The sequence below is a fragment of the Pseudomonas sp. FG86 genome, assembly GCF_057808775.1.
Map to the genome: position 1 here is coordinate 1 of NZ_JBMDIS010000077.1, position 21949 is coordinate 21949.

General features: G+C 58.6%; 15 protein-coding genes. 10 read left to right on the forward strand and 5 right to left on the reverse strand.

All coding sequences use genetic code 11. The features are described 5' to 3' along the window. The first annotated feature begins 1475 nt into the window (after window positions 1-1475). From ltrA to ACODSV_RS29190, 7 genes are all read left to right on the forward strand, one after another. Complete coding sequence (gene ltrA / locus ACODSV_RS29160) at window positions 1476-3179, forward strand: group II intron reverse transcriptase/maturase (RefSeq protein WP_217536570.1); 1704 nt, start codon at window positions 1476-1478, stop codon at window positions 3177-3179. A 129-nt stretch (window positions 3180-3308) separates the two neighbouring features. Beyond that, complete coding sequence (gene tig, locus ACODSV_RS29165; RefSeq protein WP_024076273.1) at window positions 3309-4619, forward strand: trigger factor; 1311 nt, start codon at window positions 3309-3311, stop codon at window positions 4617-4619. Between the two features lie 91 nt (window positions 4620-4710). After that, the gene (gene clpP / locus ACODSV_RS29170; RefSeq protein WP_024076272.1) at window positions 4711-5346 is read left to right on the forward strand and encodes an ATP-dependent Clp endopeptidase proteolytic subunit ClpP; all 636 of its coding nucleotides are present in this window, start codon (window positions 4711-4713) and stop codon (window positions 5344-5346) included. Window positions 5347-5458: 112 nt separating this feature from the next. Then, entirely contained in the window at window positions 5459-6742 is a 1284-nt protein-coding gene (gene clpX / locus ACODSV_RS29175; protein WP_010564906.1) for an ATP-dependent Clp protease ATP-binding subunit ClpX, read from the forward strand. Between the two features lie 175 nt (window positions 6743-6917). Then, a complete protein-coding gene (gene lon, locus ACODSV_RS29180; protein ID WP_069076552.1) occupies window positions 6918-9314 on the forward strand; it encodes an endopeptidase La in 2397 nt (798 codons plus the stop codon). A gap of 146 nt (window positions 9315-9460) precedes the next feature. Next, on the forward strand, window positions 9461-9733 hold the full coding sequence (locus tag ACODSV_RS29185) for an HU family DNA-binding protein (RefSeq protein WP_003174819.1): 273 nt from the start codon (window positions 9461-9463) through the stop codon (window positions 9731-9733). 231 nt (window positions 9734-9964) lie between these two features. Next, a complete protein-coding gene (locus ACODSV_RS29190; protein ID WP_150055314.1) occupies window positions 9965-11839 on the forward strand; it encodes a SurA N-terminal domain-containing protein in 1875 nt (624 codons plus the stop codon). 105 nt (window positions 11840-11944) lie between these two features. Here the strand turns inward: ACODSV_RS29190 and ACODSV_RS29195 are convergent, their stop codons facing one another. After that, window positions 11945-13138, reverse strand: a complete 1194-nt coding sequence (locus tag ACODSV_RS29195) for an MFS transporter (protein ID WP_150055313.1) — start codon at window positions 13136-13138, stop codon at window positions 11945-11947. Window positions 13139-13257: 119 nt separating this feature from the next. On the opposite strand from ACODSV_RS29195, the gene ACODSV_RS29200 reads away from it, so the two are divergent. Together ACODSV_RS29200 and ACODSV_RS29205 are read left to right on the forward strand one after the other, a co-directional pair. Next, entirely contained in the window at window positions 13258-14157 is a 900-nt protein-coding gene (locus ACODSV_RS29200; RefSeq protein ID WP_150055312.1) for a LysR family transcriptional regulator, read from the forward strand. Between the two features lie 89 nt (window positions 14158-14246). Continuing rightward, window positions 14247-15041 (forward strand): DUF2242 domain-containing protein, encoded by a 795-nt coding sequence (locus tag ACODSV_RS29205; RefSeq protein ID WP_024076267.1) that lies wholly within the window; start codon window positions 14247-14249, stop codon window positions 15039-15041. A gap of 1 nt (window position 15042) precedes the next feature. Here ACODSV_RS29205 and aceE read toward each other — a convergent pair whose 3' ends face one another. Further along, window positions 15043-17703, reverse strand: coding sequence for a pyruvate dehydrogenase (acetyl-transferring), homodimeric type (aceE, locus tag ACODSV_RS29210; protein WP_069076549.1), 2661 nt, complete (start codon window positions 17701-17703; stop codon window positions 15043-15045). A gap of 144 nt (window positions 17704-17847) precedes the next feature. Here aceE and ACODSV_RS29215 point away from each other — a divergent pair, with 144 nt between their 5' ends. Continuing rightward, window positions 17848-18324: a MarR family winged helix-turn-helix transcriptional regulator gene (locus ACODSV_RS29215; RefSeq protein ID WP_024076265.1), complete on the forward strand. Its 477-nt coding sequence runs from the start codon at window positions 17848-17850 to the stop codon at window positions 18322-18324. A 56-nt stretch (window positions 18325-18380) separates the two neighbouring features. Here ACODSV_RS29215 and ACODSV_RS29220 read toward each other — a convergent pair whose 3' ends face one another. The 3 genes from ACODSV_RS29220 to ACODSV_RS29230 all read right to left on the reverse strand — a co-directional run bounded on the left by ACODSV_RS29220 (window position 18381) and on the right by ACODSV_RS29230 (window position 21889). Continuing rightward, a complete protein-coding gene (locus ACODSV_RS29220; RefSeq protein WP_150055311.1) occupies window positions 18381-19385 on the reverse strand; it encodes a transketolase-like TK C-terminal-containing protein in 1005 nt (334 codons plus the stop codon). 334 nt (window positions 19386-19719) lie between these two features. Beyond that, window positions 19720-20754: an AraC family transcriptional regulator gene (locus ACODSV_RS29225; RefSeq protein WP_150055310.1), complete on the reverse strand. Its 1035-nt coding sequence runs from the start codon at window positions 20752-20754 to the stop codon at window positions 19720-19722. Window positions 20755-20758: 4 nt separating this feature from the next. Next, a complete protein-coding gene (locus ACODSV_RS29230; RefSeq protein ID WP_024076262.1) occupies window positions 20759-21889 on the reverse strand; it encodes a carbon-nitrogen hydrolase family protein in 1131 nt (376 codons plus the stop codon). Window positions 21890-21949 lie beyond the last annotated feature (60 nt).

A 21949-nucleotide genomic window follows, 5' to 3' on the forward strand; every position in this document is an offset into this window, starting at 1 on the left:
ACGGGATTGTGACTCCCGTTGTCGAGGGTTCGATCCCCTTCGTCCACCCCATATTCGAAAGGCGCCAGATTTAACAGTCTGGCGCCTTTTTTGTTTTAGCGGTTCGAGTACCCGGCGGCTGTAGGTGCTGGGTCGCAAGAGCGGGGCGTTTCGTCGTATTTATGTATCTCGATGATGCTGCACTGCTTACCTGCCCTGTTCGTGGGGCGGGTTGTCAGGGAGATGATCGGCGACTTCTTCTATATATAGAAGGGTTGGCGCAGAGCCCTGGCGTGATTGGCTGTTATTTGTCACCGGGGCGAGCTGCATTCGTGCATTCGTACCGATAAATTGCCTGCTGTTTTTTTACCCGTTTCCAGTAGGGTGACTTCTTGAGTTTGACCCACTAGAATGCATGCCCTTGGTGCGACACGCGTGGCGTGTCTCCTAAACTTCGAGGTGTAGAGTCATCTTGAAGGGTTTTCGAAAGAGAGCCGAGAGCTTGGGTGCCCAATCCCAAGAAACAAAACCCTCCCAGAAGTCCAATGCCTTCAAGGACTTGCCGCAGCGGCGGTGGCAAACTCAAGGTCGATTAGCGCTCGGTAGCTCGACCGCAGTACTGGATTTCCGGTATTGGAGTGCCTACTACACATCAGCCCTATTCAGGGCTAAACCCACGCGGGAGAGAATCCCCGCTGGGGTTCCCTCCTGCTTTTGAAACAGGAGGTAACAATTCTTTGAGCATGCTGCCTCGGCAGTCCCTGTTCACATCAAACCGGAGACATGAGCGAAAGCTCTGTCTGTCATTGTCCAACCATTGCCTGTTTGGAGTGGCAGCGGACTCGTTGTGCGACCAACGATAGCCTAGGAAGACATGCGTCACTGGTAACGGTGGGGTGTGAAGCTCTTCCAACAATGTAGCCCCCGTATGGGTGCGTCTTCGCCGTGAGGCGGAGCGCAGATGCTCGGAGCAGTACCGGGTTGAGGCGCTAGGCTGGCTGGTATGGGTAACACAAGTGAACTGCTAATAAACGTCGTCAGCATTACGGTGCCTAATCTGCTGATAGGCATTAACCAAAAAGGTGATGCGACCGGTTGTTCTGGTCAAGGGTCGGAACACGTCGTCACATAAGGTCGCCGGCGAATAGGCAGACTCTAACCCAGTCGTGTGACAGGCAGGGAACGTGGTAAGCCCGTATGGCTGCCTTCGGGCAGGTGAACCGCAAGGTGATCCGTTGGCTGTGCGGGTATGGGATCGCAGAGAAAGCGAAAGCCGGGCTGTAATGGCCCGGATAGGGGCTGGAACATTGCTCCACGGGAAACCGGGCAGACTTCTGCGTGGTCTTTCGTCGCATGAACTCTGAGTGAACCTGTCTCAATAAACCTAGAGATCCAGCTGTAACGGATCTTCTATTAATCCAACCCTGGCGGGAGCGTACATTCCCGTCAGGGGATGTGTGCGTCTTTCGCTTGGGGCAACTTGAGAGGAAGGCAGCATGTTAGAACATAGCCAATTGGCCGTGTCTGCGCCTTCCGGCGCTCCGCAACAATGGCATGACATCGATTGGTGGCGTGTTCAGCGGAATGTCCGGGCGATGCAGATACGGATTGCGAAGGCTTGTCGGGAAGGCAACTGGCGCAGGGTGAAAGCCTTGCAGCGGATGCTGACCCGCTCACGCTCGGCCAGATACTTGGCCGTACGGCGAGTCACTGAAAACCAGGGTAAGCGCACGGCGGGAGTCGACCGCGTGCTCTGGGATACACCCGATGCCAAATGGAAGGCGGCAAATGGGTTGAAGCGCCACGGTTATAAACCACGGCCTTTACGGCGTGTGTTTATTCCGAAGTCAAATGGAAAGGAGCGCCCTCTGGGCATTCCGACCATGACGGACAGGGCAATGCAGGCGTTGTATTTGCTTGCTCTGGCACCCATTGCAGAAACCACCGGCGATCCAAACAGCTACGGCTTTAGGATCGAGCGATCTACGGCGGATGCAATGGGGCAGTTGTTCGTATGCCTATCCAAGAAGGTTTCGGCCCAATGGGTTTTGGAGGCGGACATCAAAGGCTGCTTTGACCATATCAATCATGACTGGCTTATCGCCAACGTCCCAACGGATAAGGTGGTTCTCCGAAAATGGTTGAAAGCTGGCGTGATTCATAAAGGCCAGCTACAGGCAACGGATGCCGGTACGCCACAGGGCGGGATTGTCTCGCCCAGCTTGGCAAATCTGGTTCTGGATGGGCTGGAGTCACAACTTAAGCAACATCTGGGTGTGACCAAGGCCAAGAAGCTGAAAATCAATGTGGTGCGTTATGCGGATGACTTTGTGATAACCGGAACCTCGCGAGAGGTGCTGGAAACTGAAGTCAGACCTTGGGTAGAGCAGTTCCTAGCATTGCGGGGGCTGCAGTTGTCACTCGAGAAGACGCGTGTCGTCCATATAAAGGAAGGCTTTGACTTTCTAGGTTGGAATTTCCGCAAGTACGATGGGAAGCTTCTGATCAAGCCAAGCAAGAAAAACGTGAAAGCGTTCTATAGCAAGGTAAGGGAGGTCATCAGTACCAGCAAAACGGTAAGGCAGGAGGATCTGATCCGACAGCTGAATCCGATACTGCGTGGCTGGGCGTTCTATCACCAGCCTGTGGTAGCTAAGAAAGCGTATAGCCGCATGGATTACATGATCTTTCTGGCTCTATGGCGTTGGGCAAAACGGCGACACCCTAAGAAAACACTCCAGTGGATCGGAGCGAAATACTTTAAACCCATGAAGGGGCGGAAAGGGGTGTTTGCTACCGCGACGATGAATGACAAGGGAGAGATGCGAACGATCGAGTTGTACTCGCTAGCGAGCACTCCGATCGAACGACACAAGAAGGTGAGTGGGGAGTACAACCCCTTCGATCCTTCTATGGAGGAAATGGGTGAGAAAAGGCGTATGGAACAGATGCTCAAAAGGCTGGCGTACCGTAAGCAAATCTTGAGCCTTTTCCAGAGTCAGAAAGGATTGTGTCCAATATGTAAGTTACCGATTACGAAGGAGACGGGGTGGCATGATCACCACATTCTGTACCGCACAAAAGGCGGTGGAGACTCCCTAAATAACCGGGTACTATTGCACCCCCTTTGTCACCAGCGGCTACACGCTCGCGGATTGACAGTGAACAAACCGGCTCCCCTTACCGGGGGTTTTGATTAGGCCCGAGCCGTATGCGGGGAAACTCGCACGTACGGTTCTTAGGGGGAGGTGGGCCAGTAATGGCCCATCTCTACCCGACATTCTGGGGTCGGAAACGGCCGGCTAACGTCTGTGCAACGAGGAATATCCATGCAAGTTTCTGTTGAAAATACTACTGCTCTCGAGCGCCGCCTGAGCATCACCGTGCCGGCAGAGCGCATCGAGACTGCGGTCAACAAGCGTCTGCAGCAGACTGCCCAAAAGGCCAAGATCGCTGGCTTCCGTCCAGGCAAAGTGCCAATGAGCGAAATCAAGCGCCGTTTTGGTGCTGATGCGCGCCAGGAAGCGGTAGGTGACGTGATCCAGGCTTCCTTCTACGAAGCCGTTGTTGAGCAAAAGCTGAACCCGGCTGGTTCGCCGTCGATCGAGCCTAAGTCCCTGGAAGCAGGCAAGGACCTGGAATACGTTGCCGTATTCGAAGTGTTCCCAGAGTTCACCGTTGCCGGTTTCGACGGTATCGCTATCGAGCGCCTGAGCGCTGAAGTGGCCGATTCGGACCTGGACAACATGCTGGAAATCCTGCGCAAGCAGAACACTCGTTTCGAAGTGGCCGACCGTGCCGCCCAGAACGAAGATCAGCTGAACATCGATTTCGTGGGCAAGGTTGATGGCGAAGTATTCGCCGGCGGCTCCGCCAAGGGTACTCAGTTGGTGCTGGGCTCCAATCGCATGATCCCGGGCTTCGAAGACGGCCTGGTTGGCGCCAAGGCTGGTGAAGAGCGCGTCCTGAACCTGACTTTCCCGGCTGACTACCAGAACCTGGACCTGGCTGGCAAAGCCGCCGAGTTCACCGTGACCGTCAACAGCGTTTCCGAGCCTAAGCTGCCAGAGCTGAACGAAGAGTTCTTCGCTCAATTCGGTATCAAGGAAACCGGTATCGAAGGCTTCCGCACCGAAGTTCGCAAGAACATGGAGCGCGAGCTGCGCCAGGCCATCAAGTCCAAGGTCAAGAATCAGGTGATGGACGGTCTGCTGGCCGCCAACCCGATCGAAGTGCCTAAGGCCCTGCTGTCCAACGAAGTGGATCGCCTGCGCGTACAAGCTGTTCAGCAATTTGGTGGCAACATCAAGCCTGATCAACTGCCGGCCGAGCTGTTCGAAGAGCAGGCCAAGCGCCGCGTCGTGCTGGGCCTGATCGTGGCTGAAGTGGTCAAGCAGTTCGACCTCAAGCCTGACGAAGACCGCGTTCGCGAAATGATCCAGGAAATGGCTTCGGCCTACCAGGAGCCTGAGCAGGTCGTGGCTTGGTACTACAAGAATGACCAGCAGCTGAACGAAGTACGTTCGGTTGTGCTGGAAGAACAAGTTGTGGATACTGTTCTGCAGAAGGCTAAGGTGACCGATAAATCGGTCTCTTACGAAGAAGCAGTCAAACCGGTCGAAGCACCACAAGCCGACTGATTGCCCAACTCGTTCGAAATACAACCATAAGCCAGCCTCGCGCTGGCTTATGTGTTTTCAAGACATGACTATTTGGGAGTAACTGCAGAGCATGTTCCGTAATTCCTATATTCAGCAGAACTCTGATATCCAGGCCGCAGGCGGCCTGGTCCCGATGGTTGTCGAGCAGTCCGCTCGTGGCGAACGCGCCTACGACATCTACTCGCGCCTGCTCAAGGAGCGAGTGATCTTTCTGGTGGGTCCTGTAGAGGACTACATGGCCAACCTGATCTGTGCGCAACTGCTGTTCCTTGAAGCGGAAAACCCGGACAAGGACATCCATCTTTACATTAACTCGCCGGGCGGTTCGGTGACTGCGGGCATGTCGATCTACGACACCATGCAGTTTATCAAGCCGAACGTGTCGACCACCTGCATCGGCCAGGCATGCAGCATGGGCGCATTCCTGCTGACCGCTGGTGCCGAAGGCAAGCGTTACTGCCTGCCGAACTCGCGTGTGATGATTCACCAGCCACTGGGCGGCTTCCAGGGCCAGGCATCGGATATCGAAATCCATGCCAGGGAGATCCTCTTTATTCGTGAGCGTCTCAACACGCTGATGGCCAAGCACAGCGGGCATACCTTGGAAGAAATCGAGCGTGATACCAACCGTGACAATTTCATGAGTGCCGAAGCGGCACGTGATTACGGGTTGATCGACGCAGTGATCGAAAAGCGCCCCGCTTAATATAAGCAGCTCAAAATAGGGCTGGTCGGCTTGTCCGATCACCGGCGGGCTTGAAAAAGCCCGCATAAGCCTTCATCTTGTGTTGCAAGCCTATCGGATTTGGATCGAACGAATGACTGACACCCGCAACGGCGAGGACAACGGCAAGCTGCTCTATTGCTCCTTCTGTGGCAAAAGCCAGCATGAAGTACGCAAATTGATTGCCGGCCCCTCGGTCTTTATCTGCGACGAGTGCGTCGACCTGTGCAATGACATCATCCGTGAGGAGGTGCAGGAAGCCCAGGCCGAAAGCAGCGCGCATAAATTGCCTTCGCCTAAAGAAATCAGCGGCATCCTTGACCAGTATGTGATTGGTCAAGAGCGTGCAAAGAAGGTTCTGGCCGTAGCGGTGTACAACCACTACAAGCGCTTGAACCAGCGTGACAAGAAAGGCGACGAAGTCGAACTCGGCAAGAGCAACATCTTGCTGATTGGACCTACAGGCTCGGGTAAAACCCTGCTTGCAGAAACCCTCGCTCGCCTGCTGAACGTTCCGTTCACCATCGCCGACGCCACCACCCTCACCGAGGCTGGCTACGTGGGTGAAGATGTCGAGAACATCATTCAGAAACTGCTGCAGAAGTGCGACTACGATGTTGAGAAGGCCCAGATGGGTATTGTCTACATCGACGAAATCGACAAGATTTCCCGCAAGTCCGACAATCCGTCGATCACCCGGGATGTTTCCGGTGAAGGCGTTCAGCAGGCACTGTTGAAGCTGATTGAAGGCACGGTTGCTTCCGTACCGCCACAAGGCGGCCGCAAGCATCCGCAGCAGGAATTCCTTCAGGTTGATACGCGTAACATCCTGTTCATCTGTGGCGGTGCGTTCTCCGGTCTGGAAAAGGTTATTCAAAACCGTTCCACCCGTGGCGGCATTGGTTTCAGTGCAGAGGTACGCAGCAAGGAAGAAGGCAAGAAGGTGGGCGAGTCCCTGCGTGAAGTCGAGCCTGACGATCTGGTCAAGTTCGGTCTGATCCCGGAATTCGTTGGCCGTCTGCCGGTCCTGGCCACGTTGGACGAGTTGGATGAGGCGGCTCTGATTCAGATCCTCACCGAGCCGAAAAACGCCCTGACCAAGCAATATGCCAAGCTGTTCGAAATGGAAGGTGTAGACCTCGAGTTCCGTACCGATGCACTCAAATCGGTGGCCAAGCGGGCACTGGAGCGCAAGACCGGTGCGCGTGGCCTGCGCTCGATTCTCGAAGGCGTGTTGCTCGACACCATGTACGAAATCCCCTCGCAATCCGAGGTGAGTAAAGTGGTGATCGACGAAAGCGTTATTGAAGGTAAGTCCAAGCCACTGTATATCTACGAAAACAGTGAGCCTGCTGCCAAGGCTGCGCCAGACGCGTAAGCGTTTTGCAGTTGCTTTACAAACAAGGGGCCTTTAGGGGCCCCTTAGTTTTTAGGACGCGTTTTGGCTGTACCGGTTTTCCTGCGTTTAACTGCTGGCAATAAGCTTGTTTTTTTTGCATGCAGCCCCCATCTTGGTTTCAAGCTTACTTTTCAACTGTCATAGAGGCGAAATCATGAAGACAACCATCGAATTGCCTCTCCTGCCGTTGCGTGATGTCGTCGTCTATCCGCACATGGTTATCCCGCTGTTCGTGGGGCGCGAGAAGTCTATCGAAGCCCTCGAGGCTGCGATGACGGGCGACAAGCAGATCCTGCTGTTGGCCCAGAAAAATCCTGCTGATGATGATCCAGGCGAAGATGCCTTGTATCGCGTCGGCACTGTTGCGACTGTGCTGCAACTGCTCAAGCTGCCGGATGGCACCGTCAAGGTGCTGGTGGAAGGTGAGCAGCGCGGCGCGGTGGAGCGTTTCATGGAGGTGGACGGCCACCTGCGCGCGGAAGTGGCGCTGATCGACGAAGCCGAGGCCCCTGAGCGCGAATCTGAAGTGTTTGTACGCAGCTTGCTTTCGCAGTTCGAGCAATATGTGCAGCTGGGCAAGAAAGTCCCGGCGGAGGTCCTGTCGTCCCTCAACAGCATCGATGAGCCAAGCCGCCTGGTCGACACCATGGCCGCGCACATGGCGCTGAAGATCGAACAGAAGCAAGACATTCTCGAAATCATCGACCTGTCCGCCCGTGTCGAGCACGTCCTGGCGCTGCTGGATGCCGAAATCGACCTGCTGCAGGTCGAGAAGCGCATCCGTGGTCGTGTGAAGAAACAAATGGAGCGCAGCCAGCGCGAGTACTACTTGAATGAGCAGATGAAGGCCATTCAGAAAGAGCTCGGCGACAGCGAGGAAGGCCACAACGAAATCGAAGAGCTGAAAAAACGCATCGATGCCGCTGGCCTGCCGAAAGACGCCCTGACCAAAGCCAATGCCGAGCTGAACAAGCTCAAGCAAATGTCGCCGATGTCGGCCGAGGCCACTGTGGTTCGGTCCTATATCGACTGGCTGGTACAGGTGCCGTGGAAGGCCCAGACCAAAGTGCGTCTGGACCTGACCCGCGCTGAAGACATTCTTGACGCCGACCACTACGGCCTCGAAGAAGTCAAAGAGCGCATCCTCGAATACCTCGCCGTGCAAAAGCGCGTGAAGAAAATTCGTGGTCCGGTGTTGTGCCTGGTTGGTCCTCCGGGCGTGGGTAAAACCTCCCTGGCCGAGTCCATTGCCAATGCCACTAACCGTAAATTCGTGCGCATGGCACTTGGTGGCGTGCGTGATGAGGCCGAAATCCGTGGTCATCGCCGCACATACATTGGCTCGATGCCAGGAAGATTGATTCAAAAGATGACAAAGGTGGGTGTGCGCAACCCGCTGTTCCTGCTCGATGAAATCGACAAAATGGGCAGCGACATGCGTGGCGATCCGGCGTCGGCCTTGCTCGAAGTGCTCGACCCCGAGCAGAACCACAATTTCAACGACCATTACCTGGAAGTCGACTACGACTTGTCCGACGTAATGTTCCTGTGCACCTCCAACTCCATGAACATTCCGCCAGCTTTGCTGGACCGGATGGAGGTGATTCGTCTGCCGGGTTACACCGAGGACGAGAAGATCAACATCGCGGTCAAATACCTCGCGCCCAAGCAGATTTCGGCCAATGGCCTGAAGAAAGGCGAGATCGAATTCGAAGTCGAGGCCATTCGCGACTTGGTGCGTTACTACACCCGCGAGGCCGGCGTGCGGGGGCTTGAGCGCCAGATTGCGAAGATTTGCCGCAAGGCGGTCAAGGAACATGCGCTGGAAAAACGTTTCTCGGTGAAGGTTGCCGCCGACTCCCTGGAGCACTTCCTGGGCGTACGTAAATTCCGTTACGGCCTGGCGGAGCAGCAGGATCAGGTCGGGCAGGTGACTGGCCTGGCGTGGACCCAGGTGGGCGGCGAGTTGCTGACCATCGAAGCCGCGGTGATCCCGGGTAAGGGTCAACTGATCAAGACCGGTTCCCTCGGTGACGTGATGGTCGAATCCATCACCGCTGCCCAGACCGTGGTGCGCAGCCGCGCCCGAAGCCTGGGGATCCCTCTGGACTTCCACGAGAAGCACGACACTCACATCCACATGCCGGAAGGGGCGACCCCTAAAGACGGCCCTAGCGCAGGCGTAGGCATGTGCACGGCCCTGGTCTCGGCCCTGACCGGCATTCCCGTGCGCGCCGATGTGGCCATGACCGGGGAAATCACCCTGCGTGGCCAGGTATTGGCTATCGGTGGCCTGAAAGAGAAATTGCTTGCTGCACACCGGGGTGGAATCAAGACGGTGATCATTCCTGAAGAGAATGTCCGCGACTTGAAGGAAATTCCTGACAATATCAAGCAAGATCTTCAGATTAAACCGGTTAAATGGATTGACGAAGTCCTGCAAATTGCGCTGCAATACGCGCCGGAGCCCTTGCCGGATGTGGCTCCGGAGATAGTCGCGAAGGACGAAAAACGCGAGTCTGATTCCAAGGAAAGAATTAGCACGCATTAATGCGTTAAAGCCTGGGGGCTTCCTTGACAGCTTTTTAGAGCCCTTGTTATAAAGCGGCTCTTAAGTGTCTGTAGGCCATTCAGCACTGGTTTTTGCTTTCACCAAAAAACTTAGAATCATACTCAATAGATATAAGGGGACTTAGAGTGAACAAGTCGGAACTGATTGATGCTATCGCCGCATCCGCTGATATCCCGAAAGCTGCTGCTGGCCGTGCGCTGGACGCAGTAATCGAATCCGTCACTGGCGCTCTGAAGGCCGGCGACTCGGTGGTACTGGTAGGCTTCGGTACTTTCTCTGTGACTGACCGCCCAGCTCGCACTGGCCGTAACCCACAGACTGGCAAAGCACTGCAAATCGCTGCTGCCAAAAAACCAGGTTTCAAAGCCGGTAAAGCCCTGAAAGAAGCCGTTAACTAAGTTTCGATCAAGCCTTTACCTACCCGGGTCCGACGCAGGTCTGGCCTGGCAGCGGAGCGGAAGCTGACCCACGTATCCATTGGGTCGCCACGCCGGGGGTGTGGGTTAAAACCCCCGTCCGCTCCGCCAGTTACGAGAAGGCGCATCCTCGGATGCGCCTTTCTTCTATCCGGACTCTACCCACGCTCCACGGTTGCCTAATTTTGAAGTTCAACCGTTTCTGGGGGACGCATGCTGCAGAATATCAGGGACAATTCACAAGGCTGGATTGCCAAGACCATTATCGGGATCATCGTCGCATTGATGGCGTTCACCGGTATCGAGGCCATTTTCCAGGCTTCGACCAACACCAAGCAGGACGTGGCCAAGGTCAACGGTGAAGTAATCACCCAGACCGAACTGAGCCAGGCCGTCGACATGCAACGTCGTCAGCTCATGCAACAGCTGGGCAAGGATTTTGATGCCTCCCTGCTGGACGAAAAATTGCTGCGCGATGCAGCCCTCAAGGGCCTGATCGATCGCAAGCTGCTGCTGCAAGGTGCGGCTGACTCCAAGTTCGGTTTCTCCGAAGCGGCACTGGACCAAGTGATCCTGCAGACGCCGGAATTCCAGGTCGACGGCAAATTCAGTGCCGAACGCTTTGACCAAGTGATTCGTCAACTGGGCTACAGCCGTCTGCAGTTCCGTCAGATGCTGACCCAGGAAATGCTGATCGGCCAGGTTCGCGCAGGCATCGCCGGCAGCGGTTTTGTGACCGACGCCGAGGTACTGGCATTCGCCCGCCTGGAAAAACAGACCCGCGATTTCGCCACCGTCAATATCAAGGCCAACCCTGCGGCGGTGAAGCTCACCGACGACGAGGTCAAGGCTTACTATGACCAGCACGCCAAGGAATTCATGACCCCGGACCAGGTAGTCATCGACTATCTGGAACTGAAGAAGTCGTCCTTCTTCGACCAGGTTACCGTCAAGGACGAAGACCTGCAGGCCGCCTATCAGAAAGAAACCGCCAACCTCGCTGAACAGCGTCGCGCGGCGCACATCCTGATTGAAGTCAACGGCAAGGTCAGCGAGGCGCAAGCCAAGGCCAAGATCGAGGAAATCCAGGCGCGCCTGGCCAAGGGCGAGAAGTTCGAAGCCCTGGCCAAGGAGTTTTCCCAGGATCCAGGTTCGGCCAACAATGGTGGCGACCTGGGTTATGCCGGCCCAGGCGTTTACGATCCGGACTTCGAGACTGCCTTGTATGCATTGAACAAGGATCAGGTCTCGGCGCCGGTACGCAGCAGCTTCGGTTGGCACCTGATCAAGCTGTTGGGTGTCGAGGCACCGCAAGTGCCGACATTTGCCAGCCTGAAAGACAAGCTGACCCGCGAACTCAAGACCCAGCAGGTCGAGCAGCGTTTCGTCGAAGCGACCAAGCAATTGGAAGATGCGGCATTCGAAGCTTCCGACCTGGCCCAGCCAGCCTCTGACCTCAAGCTGACCGTGCACACCTCCGCGCCATTTGGCCGTGAAGGTGGCGAAGGCATTGCGGCCAACCGTGCCGTGGTCACCGCTGCATTCAGCCCGGAAGTGTTGGATGAGGGTGCCAACAGCACCGCCATCGAGCTGGATCCGGAAACCATCATCGTGCTGCGTGCCAAAGAGCACCTCAAGCCTAAGCAACTGCCGCTGGAAAGCGTTGCGGCGGCGATCCGTACGCAGATGGCCAAGGAACGCGCCAGCGCGGCTGCCAAGGCTCACGCTGACGAGTTGATCGCCAGCTTGCGTGATGGCAAGACTCCGCTGAACCAGCCAGTCGATGGCCAGGCCTGGAAAGTCACTGAAGCGGCGACCCGTAGCCAGGAAACGATTGACCCAGCTGTTCTGCAAGCGCTGTTCCGCATGCCCAAGCCCGTGGCCAAGGACAAGCCGACCTTCACCACCGTGACCCTGGCTGACGGTAGCCTGGTGATCGTGCGCTTGAATGGTGTCAACGAAGCCGCCGCCCCATCGGACGAAGAAAAGGCGCAATACCGCCGCTTCCTCGCTTCCCGCGTGGGTCAACAGGACTTCGCGGCGTACCGCAAGCAGTTGGAAAGCAAGGCTGACATCAAGAAGTATTGATGTTGGTTTGAATAAAAGCCCCCGGCCTGAAAGGACCGGGGGCTTTTTTTATGTGTGTCCCGCCCTGAATGAGGTTTACACCTTCTGGCCTATCTTCAGGAGGACTCAAGGGATTGAGGTAGAAGGCGCAGCCTGTGATGCCCCGGCGAAGGCCAGTAGCATCAACAGCACCACCGCCCATGGAAACGCCGCAACCTCCCAGCCCTCAAGCAACACCCCGCCGACCAGCCCGCCGCCCGCTATCCCCAGGTTCCATACGGTCACCAGCATCGATTGCGCGGCATCCGCCGACGCGCCTGCCGATTTGGCCAGTGCGGTCTGCAACAATGCAGGCAGGCCGCCAAATGCCAGGCCCCAGAGGGCGATAGCCACGTAGATGACGGCGGGTATGTTGATCCAGAACGCCAGCGCCACGGCTATCAAGCCAAACAGCGCACAACTGATCAGCAGCAGTGTATGCAACCAACGATCAATCAACAGGCCGGCTAACCAGATGCTCAGCAGCGCCGCCAGGCCAAACACCAGTAGCACCCGGTCGATATCGGCGGTGATCGCGGCAGGCGCCAGCAGCGGGGCGATGTAGGTGTAGAGAATGTTGTGGGCGAGTACGTAGGTAAAGGTCACCCATAACACCGGACGAATACCTGGCAAGGTCAATACTTCACGCATTCCCAAGCGTTTTCCTGGCGGTTCGCCGGCAAAGTCCGGGAGCTGCCAGCGCGCCCAGATCAGCAGCACCAGCGTCAGCCCGGTCATGATCGCAAAGCTCAGGCGCCAGCCTGCAACGGTGCCTAGGAACGTGCCGGCCGGCACACCCAGGGACAAGGCCAATGGTGCGCCCAGCATCGCTACGGCGATCGCCCGGCCTTGCAAGTGCGGTGCAACCATCCGGCTTGCATAGCCTGCCAACAACGCCCAGAGCAGGCCGGCGAAGACCCCGGCAAAAAAGCGTGCACCCAGGGTCAGCCCATAGTGACTGGACAGCGCCGTGACACTGTTGACCAGCGCGAAACCACCGATGGCGACCAGTAGCAATGGCCGCCGACGCCAGCCTCGGGTCAGCAGGGTCAACGGTATCGCCGCAAGTAGCGACCCAAGCGCGTAGAGAGTGACCAATTGACCGACGAGCGCAGGCGATACGTCGAGGCCTTCGCCCATCTGCGGCAGGAGCCCGGCGGGCATGGCTTCAGTGAGGATGGTGATAAACCCGGCGCACGCCAGGGCCAGCAAGCCGCCCAGCGGTAGTACGTCAGGCTGGGCTGTCGTTGGGCAATCGGTCAGTGAAGGGCTGTTGCTCATAGCGCTCTATCCATGCAAAGGGGCAAGGGGGCAGAGTAGGGGGCTGTGAGCAACGGAAAAACAGGCTAAGGTTCCGAACTTATCGGACACCTATGTCCGTAATACTCAAGGATTCGTTCATGGACAGCCTGAGCAGTCTCTCGGTATTTGTGCAGGTGGCGGAGACTCGCAGCTTTACGGCTGCCGGTCGCGTTCTGGGGGTGTCATCGTCGGCGGTGGGTAAAAGCATCGCACGCATGGAAGAGCGCCTGGGCGTAAGACTATTTCACCGCAGCACGCGCAGTATCACCTTGACCAGTGAGGGTGCGCTGTTCCTTGAGCGCTCACGGCGCATCCTGGCCGAGGTCGAGGCGGCCGAGCAGGAGTTGACGCAAGCCGGGGCCATCCCTCGGGGTAAGTTGCGCATCAGTGTGCCGCAGGTGCGCGGCCTGTTGATGCCGGTGCTCAGCGACTTTATGCGCGCCTACCCGGCTATCGAATTGGATGTGGATTTTTCCGACCGTATGGTGGACGTGATCGAGGAGGGTTTCGATGCGGTGATTCGCACCGGTAAACCGGAAGATTCGCGCTTGATGGCGCGGCATCTGGGCTATTACCAGTTGGTGCTGGTCGGCACCCCCGGTTACTTCGACCAACATGGCACCCCGCAGCGGCCGCAGGACCTGAGCCGCCATGCCTGCCTGCGCCATAAGTTCTGCGCCACCGGCAAGCTGGAAAACTGGCCATTGCGCCAGGTGCCAGGCATTGCCGAGCCCACACTGCGCGCACCGCTGGTCAGTACCACCATCGAGTCCCTCAACCATGTGGTGCTTGAGGGGTTGGGTATCGCTTGCCTTCCGGACTACATGGTCAACCAGGCCGTGGAGCAGGGGCGTTTACAGCGTGTACTGGACGACTACCTCGAGCACCGTGGTAGTTTCTGGATGTTGTGGCCATCAAGTCGCCATGCCTCGGCCAAACTCCGCGTGTTTATTGACCATATGTGTGCCGGGCTTTTTCCTGTAGGCACCGATGTGTAGGCCTGTGACGTTTTACCGACAGGAATGCGCGCGCCAAGGCCTCGTTCTGTTGCACAATACCGCCCTGACTGTTTTCCTCAGGATTTTCAATGTCGACATCATTTCACTTGCGTAGCCTCGGGTTGGCGCTGGTGCTGGCGGGCGCCGCGGGCTGCTCGTCACCCAAGACCGCTATTTATGAACATGAAAATTTCGACGACTCTGGTACGTTTTCCCGGGATTACCCGGTCACTGACGTGGCAGCGTGCGAGGCCGCACGGCGTGCCCTGCTGAGCCAGGGCTACATCATCACCAGCAGCGATCCGAAACTGGTAGTGGGTAACAAGAGTTTCCAGCAGACCGGCGAGACTCACCTGCAAATCAGCTTCAACGTGGTGTGTGCCGATGACGGCAAGGGCAAAAACCACTCGACGATGTTCGCCAACGCCCTGCAGGACCGCTATGCGCTGAAGAAGGTCAACAACTCCGCAAGCCTGGGGGTGGGCGTGCTGGGCTCGGTGTCGATGCCGATTGGCTCCACCGATGACTCGATGGTGAAGGTGGCGAGCGAGACCGTCTCGGCGCCGAAGTTCTACGAGCGCTACTTTGCCCTGGTGGACGTGTTCCTGCCTCAGGAAGTCAAGAAGGCGGCGCATATTCCAGAGACGCCCAAGGCGGACCTGGGGGTACCGGAACCCAAGGTCGCCCCAGCGGCCGAGAAAACGCCAACGCCGAAGGAAGCACCCGCGGCGCCGGCCGCCTCGGAGCCGGTTGTACCTGCGCCGGAGGCTGCGCCGATTGCCCCGCAGGCAGAACCGACACCTGCGCCGACACCTGCGCCAACCACGTCGGACCTGCCGCCGCCGACAGAGCCGATTCCACCCCTGCCGACGCCTGCACAGTAAATCAGACCGCTACGGGATTGGTCTTGTCGACATTGATTCCGTAGCGCCTGATCGCCTCACTGACTTTGTCGCGTCCGATCAACCCGTCGTCGGCCAGCGCCTTCAGTGCCGCCAGCACGATGAAATGCCGGTCCACCTCGAAGAACTCGCGCAAGGTTTCCCGTGTATCCGACTGCCCGAAGCCGTCCGTGCCCAGCGCAACAAAGCGCCGGTTTGCCACGAAGGGGCGGATCTGGTCGGCGAAGAGCTTCATGTAGTCAGTGGCCACCACCACCGGGCCCATCTGTCCGGCCAGGCATTGTTCGACGTAACTCAAGCGCGGTTCACGTTCCGGGTGCAGCAGGTTCCAGCGTTCCGCTTCATGCCCATCACGGCGCAACTCGGTCAGGCTGGGCGCACTCCATACGGTGCTGTGTACGGCGAAATCCTTGTCGAGCAATGCAGCAGCAGCGATCACTTCCCGCAGGATCGAACCACTGCCCATCAATTGCACCTGTGCTTGCTGATGAGTACTCAGGGGATACAAACCCTTGAGAATGCCTTCTTCCACGGCTTCGGGCATTGCCGGGTGTGGGTAGTTCTCGTTGAGCAGGGTGATGTAGTAGTAAATATCCTCCTGCTCGACATACATGCGCCGCATGCCCTCGCGAATGATCACCGCCAGCTCGTAGGCAAAGGTCGGGTCATACGACACACAGCAGGGAATCACTGACGCCAGGATATGGCTATGCCCATCGTCATGCTGCAAGCCTTCGCCCATCAGGGTGGTGCGCCCGGCCGTGGCGCCCAGCAGGAAACCGCGCGCCCGTGCGTCGCCAGCCGCCCAGGCCAGGTCGCCGACGCGCTGGAAGCCGAACATCGAGTAGAAAATGTAGAAGGGTACGGTCATCAGGGCGTGGTTGCTGTAGGACGTACTCGCCGCGATCCAGGAGGAAATGGCGCCAGATTCATTCAGGCCTTCCTGCATGATCTGTCCGTCCTTACTCTCCTTGTAGTAGCTCAGTTGCCCAGCGTCCTGTGGGGTGTAGAGCTGGCCGACGGCGGAGTGGATACCTATCTGACGGAAGAGGCTTTCCATACCGAAGGTGCGTGATTCGTCCGGCACGATGGGTACGACCCGCTTGCCTAGGTGCGGATCCTTGAGCAGCGTGCCGAGGATGCGCACAAAGGCCATGGTGGTGGAGATGGCGCGCTCGCCGGTGTCTTTGAGCTGGGTGGCGAAGGCGCTCAGCTCCGGAATCTGCAGTGACTCGACGGCGGTGTGGCGCGCTGGCACATAGCCGCCCAACGCTAGGCGCCGTGCGGCGAAGTAGCGAGCCTCTTCGCTCTCGGCGGCTGGCTTGAGATAAGGGATTTCGGCCAACTGCTCATCAGGCACTTCCAGGCCGAAGCGGTCGCGGAAGGCTTTGACGGCATCGGCGCCCATTTTTTTCAGTTGGTGGTTAATGTTCTGGCCTTCGCCAGCTTCGCCCATGCCAAAACCCTTGACGGTTTTCGCCAGGATCACCGTGGGCTGGCCGGTATGACGCACAGCGGCTGCATAGGCGTTATAGACCTTGTCGGGGTCATGACCGCCTCGTGAGAGTTTCCAGATATCCTCGTCGGACAGGTCTGCAACCAGTGCCAGCAACTCTGGGTATTTGCCGAAGAAATGTTCGCGCACATAGGCGCCATCCTGGGATTTGTAGTTCTGATAATCGCCGTCCACGCACTCCATCATGCGTTGGCGCAGCAGCCCGCTCTGGTCTTTTTCCAGCAGCGCGTCCCAGCCACTGCCCCAGATCACCTTGATCACATTCCAGCCCGCCGCGCGGTAGAGGCTTTCGAATTCCTGGATCACCTTGGCATTGCCGCGTACCGGGCCGTCCAGGCGTTGCAGGTTGCAGTTGACCACGAAGATCAGGTTGTCGAGCTTTTCGCGCCCGGCCAGGGAAATGGCGGCCATTGATTCCGGCTGGTCCATTTCGCCATCACCGAGGAACGCCCAGACCTTGCGGCCCTGGTGCTGCTTGAGCGCGCGCAACTCCAGGTAGCGCATAAAGCGCGCCTGGTAGGCGGCGGTGATCGGCCCGAGCCCCATGGACACGGTGGGGAATTGCCAGAAGTCCGGCATCAATCGTGGGTGAGGGTAGGACGATAAGCCCTGGCCACCGGCCTCGCGCCGGAAGTTGTCCAACTGCGCTTCGCTGATGCGGCCTTCGAGGTAGGCACGCGCGTAGATGCCTGGGGAGGAGTGACCCTGGATGTACACCAGGTCGCCATCGAACGTGTCGGTGCGCCCACGGAAAAAGTGGTCGAAGCCGACGTCATACAGCACGGCGGCCGACGCATAGGTGGCGATATGCCCACCGACACCGGAATGTTTGCCGGCGCGCAGCACCATGGCCATGGCATTCCAGCGGATAAACGCATTGGTGCGGCGTTCGATGGCCAGGTTGCCGGGGTAGGGCAGCTGGCGGTCTACCGGGATCGTGTTGATGTAGGGCGTGGTCACCCGCCCGTAGAAGTCACCATGCCGCGCCACGTCGAAATCCAGCAACTGGTCGATCAGGTAGTGGGCGCGCGGGCGGCCTTCGGTGGACAGCACCGACTCGATGGACTCCAGCCACTCGCGGGTTTCCTGTGGATCGGCGTCGCGTCTGACTGTGTTATTCGGGGTCATGTGAGGCTCCAGGGTAGGCGGATTTCAAGTGGTGGGCTCCTTGTGGGAGTGTTGCAATATGATTGCAATTGCAACTACATGGGCGAATCTAGCGCGGGATGAGCTACTATTGCAACCTTCTTGAAATCCACCGGATGGTGTTGCATGTCGTCGAAAGAGCCCGATGTATGGTTCCGTTTTGTCAGGGCCCACAGGACGGTTATCCGTGAAATCGAGCGCCGCCTGGCGGCCGCCGACTTGCCGCCTTACGCCTGGTACGACGCACTGTGGGGCCTGGAAAGCGGCCCCGAAGGCACCCGCCGCATGCACGAGTTGGCCGATGTGCTGGCCATTGAGCGCTATAACCTCACCCGCCTGGTAGACCGCCTGGAAAAGGACGGCCTGGTAGTGCGTTCACGCTCCGACGGCGATGGTCGCGCGGCATTTGCGTCGATCACCGATGCCGGCCGGGCATTGCGTAAAAAAATGTGGAAGATCTACGAAAGCACGGTGGACGAGTTGTTCCTGTCGCAGATCGAACCGGAGCAGCGCCAGGCGTTTGCCGAGGCGTTGGAGCGTACTGCCGGGATGGCGATGGCGGCAGGTGTTCAAACCCGTGGCCGACGCAAGTCGGAAGCTTGATGCCGATCCCATGTGGGAGGGCGCAAGTCCCCTCCCACAATGGCGTGCATGCCTGTTCATTTCAGTGCATACCGGTTTATCGCCAGGTCCACCTGCCGGGCATCAATAAGCCCTTCTTCCGCCAAGGCGTTCAATGCCAATACCGCAATCCAGTAGCGACTGGGCGCGGTCGCCTGCACCGAACCGGCTCCCAGCGCCACGAACCGCGCATCCACATACGCCGCCAACTGATCGACAATTGCCTGCGGATAACCGGTGACGGCAATGACCGGCGCCGCATTTCCGGCCAGGCAATCGCGTAAATGGCAGCTGCGTTTGGGGGCCGTCGGATGCAGGCGATTCCAGCGTTCAGTGGTCGCCGCTTCACGGGCCAACCGCGTATAGCTGGGACAGCTCCACAGTTGGGCCGTGATCTTCCAATCCTCTTCCAACAATCGCGCCGCCTGGACGACTTCTTCCAGCGCCCGGCCTGCGCCGAGCAATCTCACATCCCATGAGGGACCGCCCTGGATCGGGTACATGCCCTTGAGCGCATCCTCACGGTCCTGTGCGCTCAAGGGCACTGCGCTTGCGTGGTCATGCAGCGCCAGGTAATAGAAGCCCGGTTGGCCTTCGACATACAGCGTGCGCAACCCTGCCAGCACAATCGCCTGGGCTTCCTCGCCCGAAGCCGGGTCGTAGGGCGTGCAGCGCGGATGGGTCGCCAGCCATATCGGCAGGGATGGTTGCGTGCCCTTGGGCCAGGGGGAGGCGTGGTTTTCGATGTCGTTGCACAAGATGCCGCGCTGCGTCGTCTCCTCCGTCAAGGCGCATAACTGCGCAGACGACACGGCGCTGTGCAGGTACAGCAGCGGTTTTTCCCCGGTATTGCGTGCGAACCAGCTGGGCCATCCATCTACGCGCCGGGAGTGGGACTGGCCGCGGATCACCCAGGCCTGTCGGCTGGATTCCAGGGTGTTGGCGATGCTCATCACGGTGTATAGCGGTGAGCGGCAGGCCGTTGTCGCACAACTCAAGGCGTCGAGACAGAGCTGCGCGGCGCGGGCGGTAGCGGTGGTCATAGGGAGGGCACCTGGCGACGAATGCCCTTACCTTAGTGGAAATCGGTATGTTATTGCAATTGCAATGATTGCAATTGTACTTAAAGCCTCCTGTGCTAAATCCGTATAACGCTGCTACGTTTAATCTTGGAGTGCAGGAACGTCATGACGTCGACATATTTTCGTCATCACGGCACTTTAGGCTGGCTGTGCAGGTCATTTGTCTGCAGCCGTTTTTAATTCAAAACAAGGAGCCCACCATGGACGATTACCAGGAAGAACTGCTGGAGTACCAGGCCTTTGAACTGGACCCTCTGGATCCGGCCGATGATGCCACCGAGCTGTAAGACCGACTTCAGGCGGAGTGCCGCTGACTGCGGCGAAATTCCCCTGGGGTCTGGTTGTTCCACCGCCTGAACGCCCGTTGAAAGGCTTGGGCCGAGGCAAAACCGAGCAAATAGGCGATCTCGCCGAACGCCAGTTCCGTATCGCGAATATACGTCATGGCCAGGTCGCGGCGGGTGTCGTTGAGGATTGCGCGAAACTGAGTGCCTTCTTCGGCCAGTTTGCGGCGTAGCGTCCAGGTGGGCAGCTTCAAGCGTGCCGCCACTTCTTCCAGGTCGGGTTCCCGGCCACCATTGAGCATCGGCCCGAGCAACCGGGTAATGCGCTCGCGCAGGCTGCGGGTGCGAGTCAGCTGCTCCAATTCCCTTTCACACAATTGCAGCAAGAGTTGCCACGTGCTTGGACAGTGCTGTGGGTTGCGCAGGGCCAGGGTTTGCTGGCTGAGGCGCAGTTGATTGATGTCGGCGCCGAAGTGGACCAGGCCGTCACCCAGCATGCTGTACTGGTCGCTGTACTCGGGGGCGTCGAATTCAATCTCGATGCGCTGTGCCTGCACCGGTTGCTGGGCCAGGCTCGACAGTTGGTGCAGCCACCCGGCGATGATCGAGTCCACCACAAAGCGGTTGTAGGCGTTGTAGGGGCTGATGGAATAGAAGCGCAGCCAGGCGCCTTCGGCATCCTCATGAAAACTCGATTGCCCGCGATAGTTGGAACCGTACAGCGCTTCGAAGCGTGTGAGGGTGCGCGCCGCTTCACGCACGTTGGGGGCTTGGGCGGCCGTGACCCCGGCCAGGCCGGCCTGGCTCAAGCGACTGAGTTGGCCCATGCGCAGGCCCAGGGCCGGGTCGCCGGTGAGTTGGATGGCGGCATGGCCCAGGCGCATATAGCGCGGGATCGACAAGCGCGCGCCCGCTTCGGCGAGGCGTGCCGGGTCAAGGCCGTATTGCAGCAGCAGGGGTTGCGGGTCGAGGCCGTGGCTGTGGATTGCGTCGGCCAGGGTGTGCACGAAGCCTACCGACAGATCCCCCAGGCGCACCGGTTTCACGGCATTACAACCAGATATTCAGCAAGCGTGCGCCGCGAGCGTCGCCGTCGGCGATGATTTGCCCGTTGCTGCTGAGGAAACTGTGCCCGGCAGTGCCCAGGTCCCAGAACTGCCCACGCAGGAACACGCTCATGCCGGCGCTGGCCTGGCTGATGGCGGGCTGGCTGATGAGGGTGAGACGGCGCCAGGCCTCGCCCTCGCTGAGCTCTTCGGGCTTGAGGCTGATTTCCGGTGGGGTGGACACACTTTTGAAGCCACGCCATGGGCGGTCCCAGGTGTCGCGACCGATGACAAACGCCGGCACCGCGATCAGCTGTGCGCCTTGTTCGTTGAGCTTGCGATAGTTGTCCGGGTACCAGCTGTCACTGCCGATCAGGATACCCAGGCGTCCAGCCGGGGTGTCGACTACGCTGACGATGGTTTCATCGCCCGGCTCGATAAAACCGCGCTCATCGTAGATCGGGTAGAGCTGGCGTTGCGGCTGGCCCACGGGCAAACCGTCGGCGGCAAACACCAGGCTGGCGTTGTACAGCGCACCATGGCCGACCTGCAAGTGACCTTGGCGGACACTGGGGTTGGGCAGGGCGATGGAGCCGGCCACCAGGGTCACGCCAAATTCCTTGGCCAGGCCGCCGAACAGTACCTGGTAATCGCGCGCCATCTCCGGGGCTTTCATGCGCAGGTAGGCATCGTCCATGCGGTTATCGCCGGTGGCACTGATCCAGGCGCGCAGGAACTGCAACGGGTTGCTGATCGACAGCCAATTCATCGCATCTTTGACATGGGTCGCTTGGTACAGCTCGTTTTTCTCGCCGCCGAGCATCAGCCAGGTGCCGATGTGTTCCGGCAGCACCACGATGGTCTTTTCATTGATCAGCCCCTGGTCGCGGGCTTTTTGCAGGTAGGCCGCCAGCTTCAGGTGCAGGCGTTCCAGGCTCTGGTAGTCGGCGGGGAACAGCTCGGGCTGGATGCCCAGCAGATTGCCGCGGTCGGCCGGCTGGCCTTCGTTGACGGCCAGGGTAATGCGCAGGTCGGACAGGTAATGCGCCACGGGGCGCTCCTGGGTCCAGACCAGATACGCGGCGATGGCGGCAACCAGGGCCATGGTGACGGTAAGAACGAGAAGTTTACGCATGGGGGAACAGACAACGGACCAAGTGCAGGGTTCGCACCTAGGGTAGGGCCCATGCCCCGG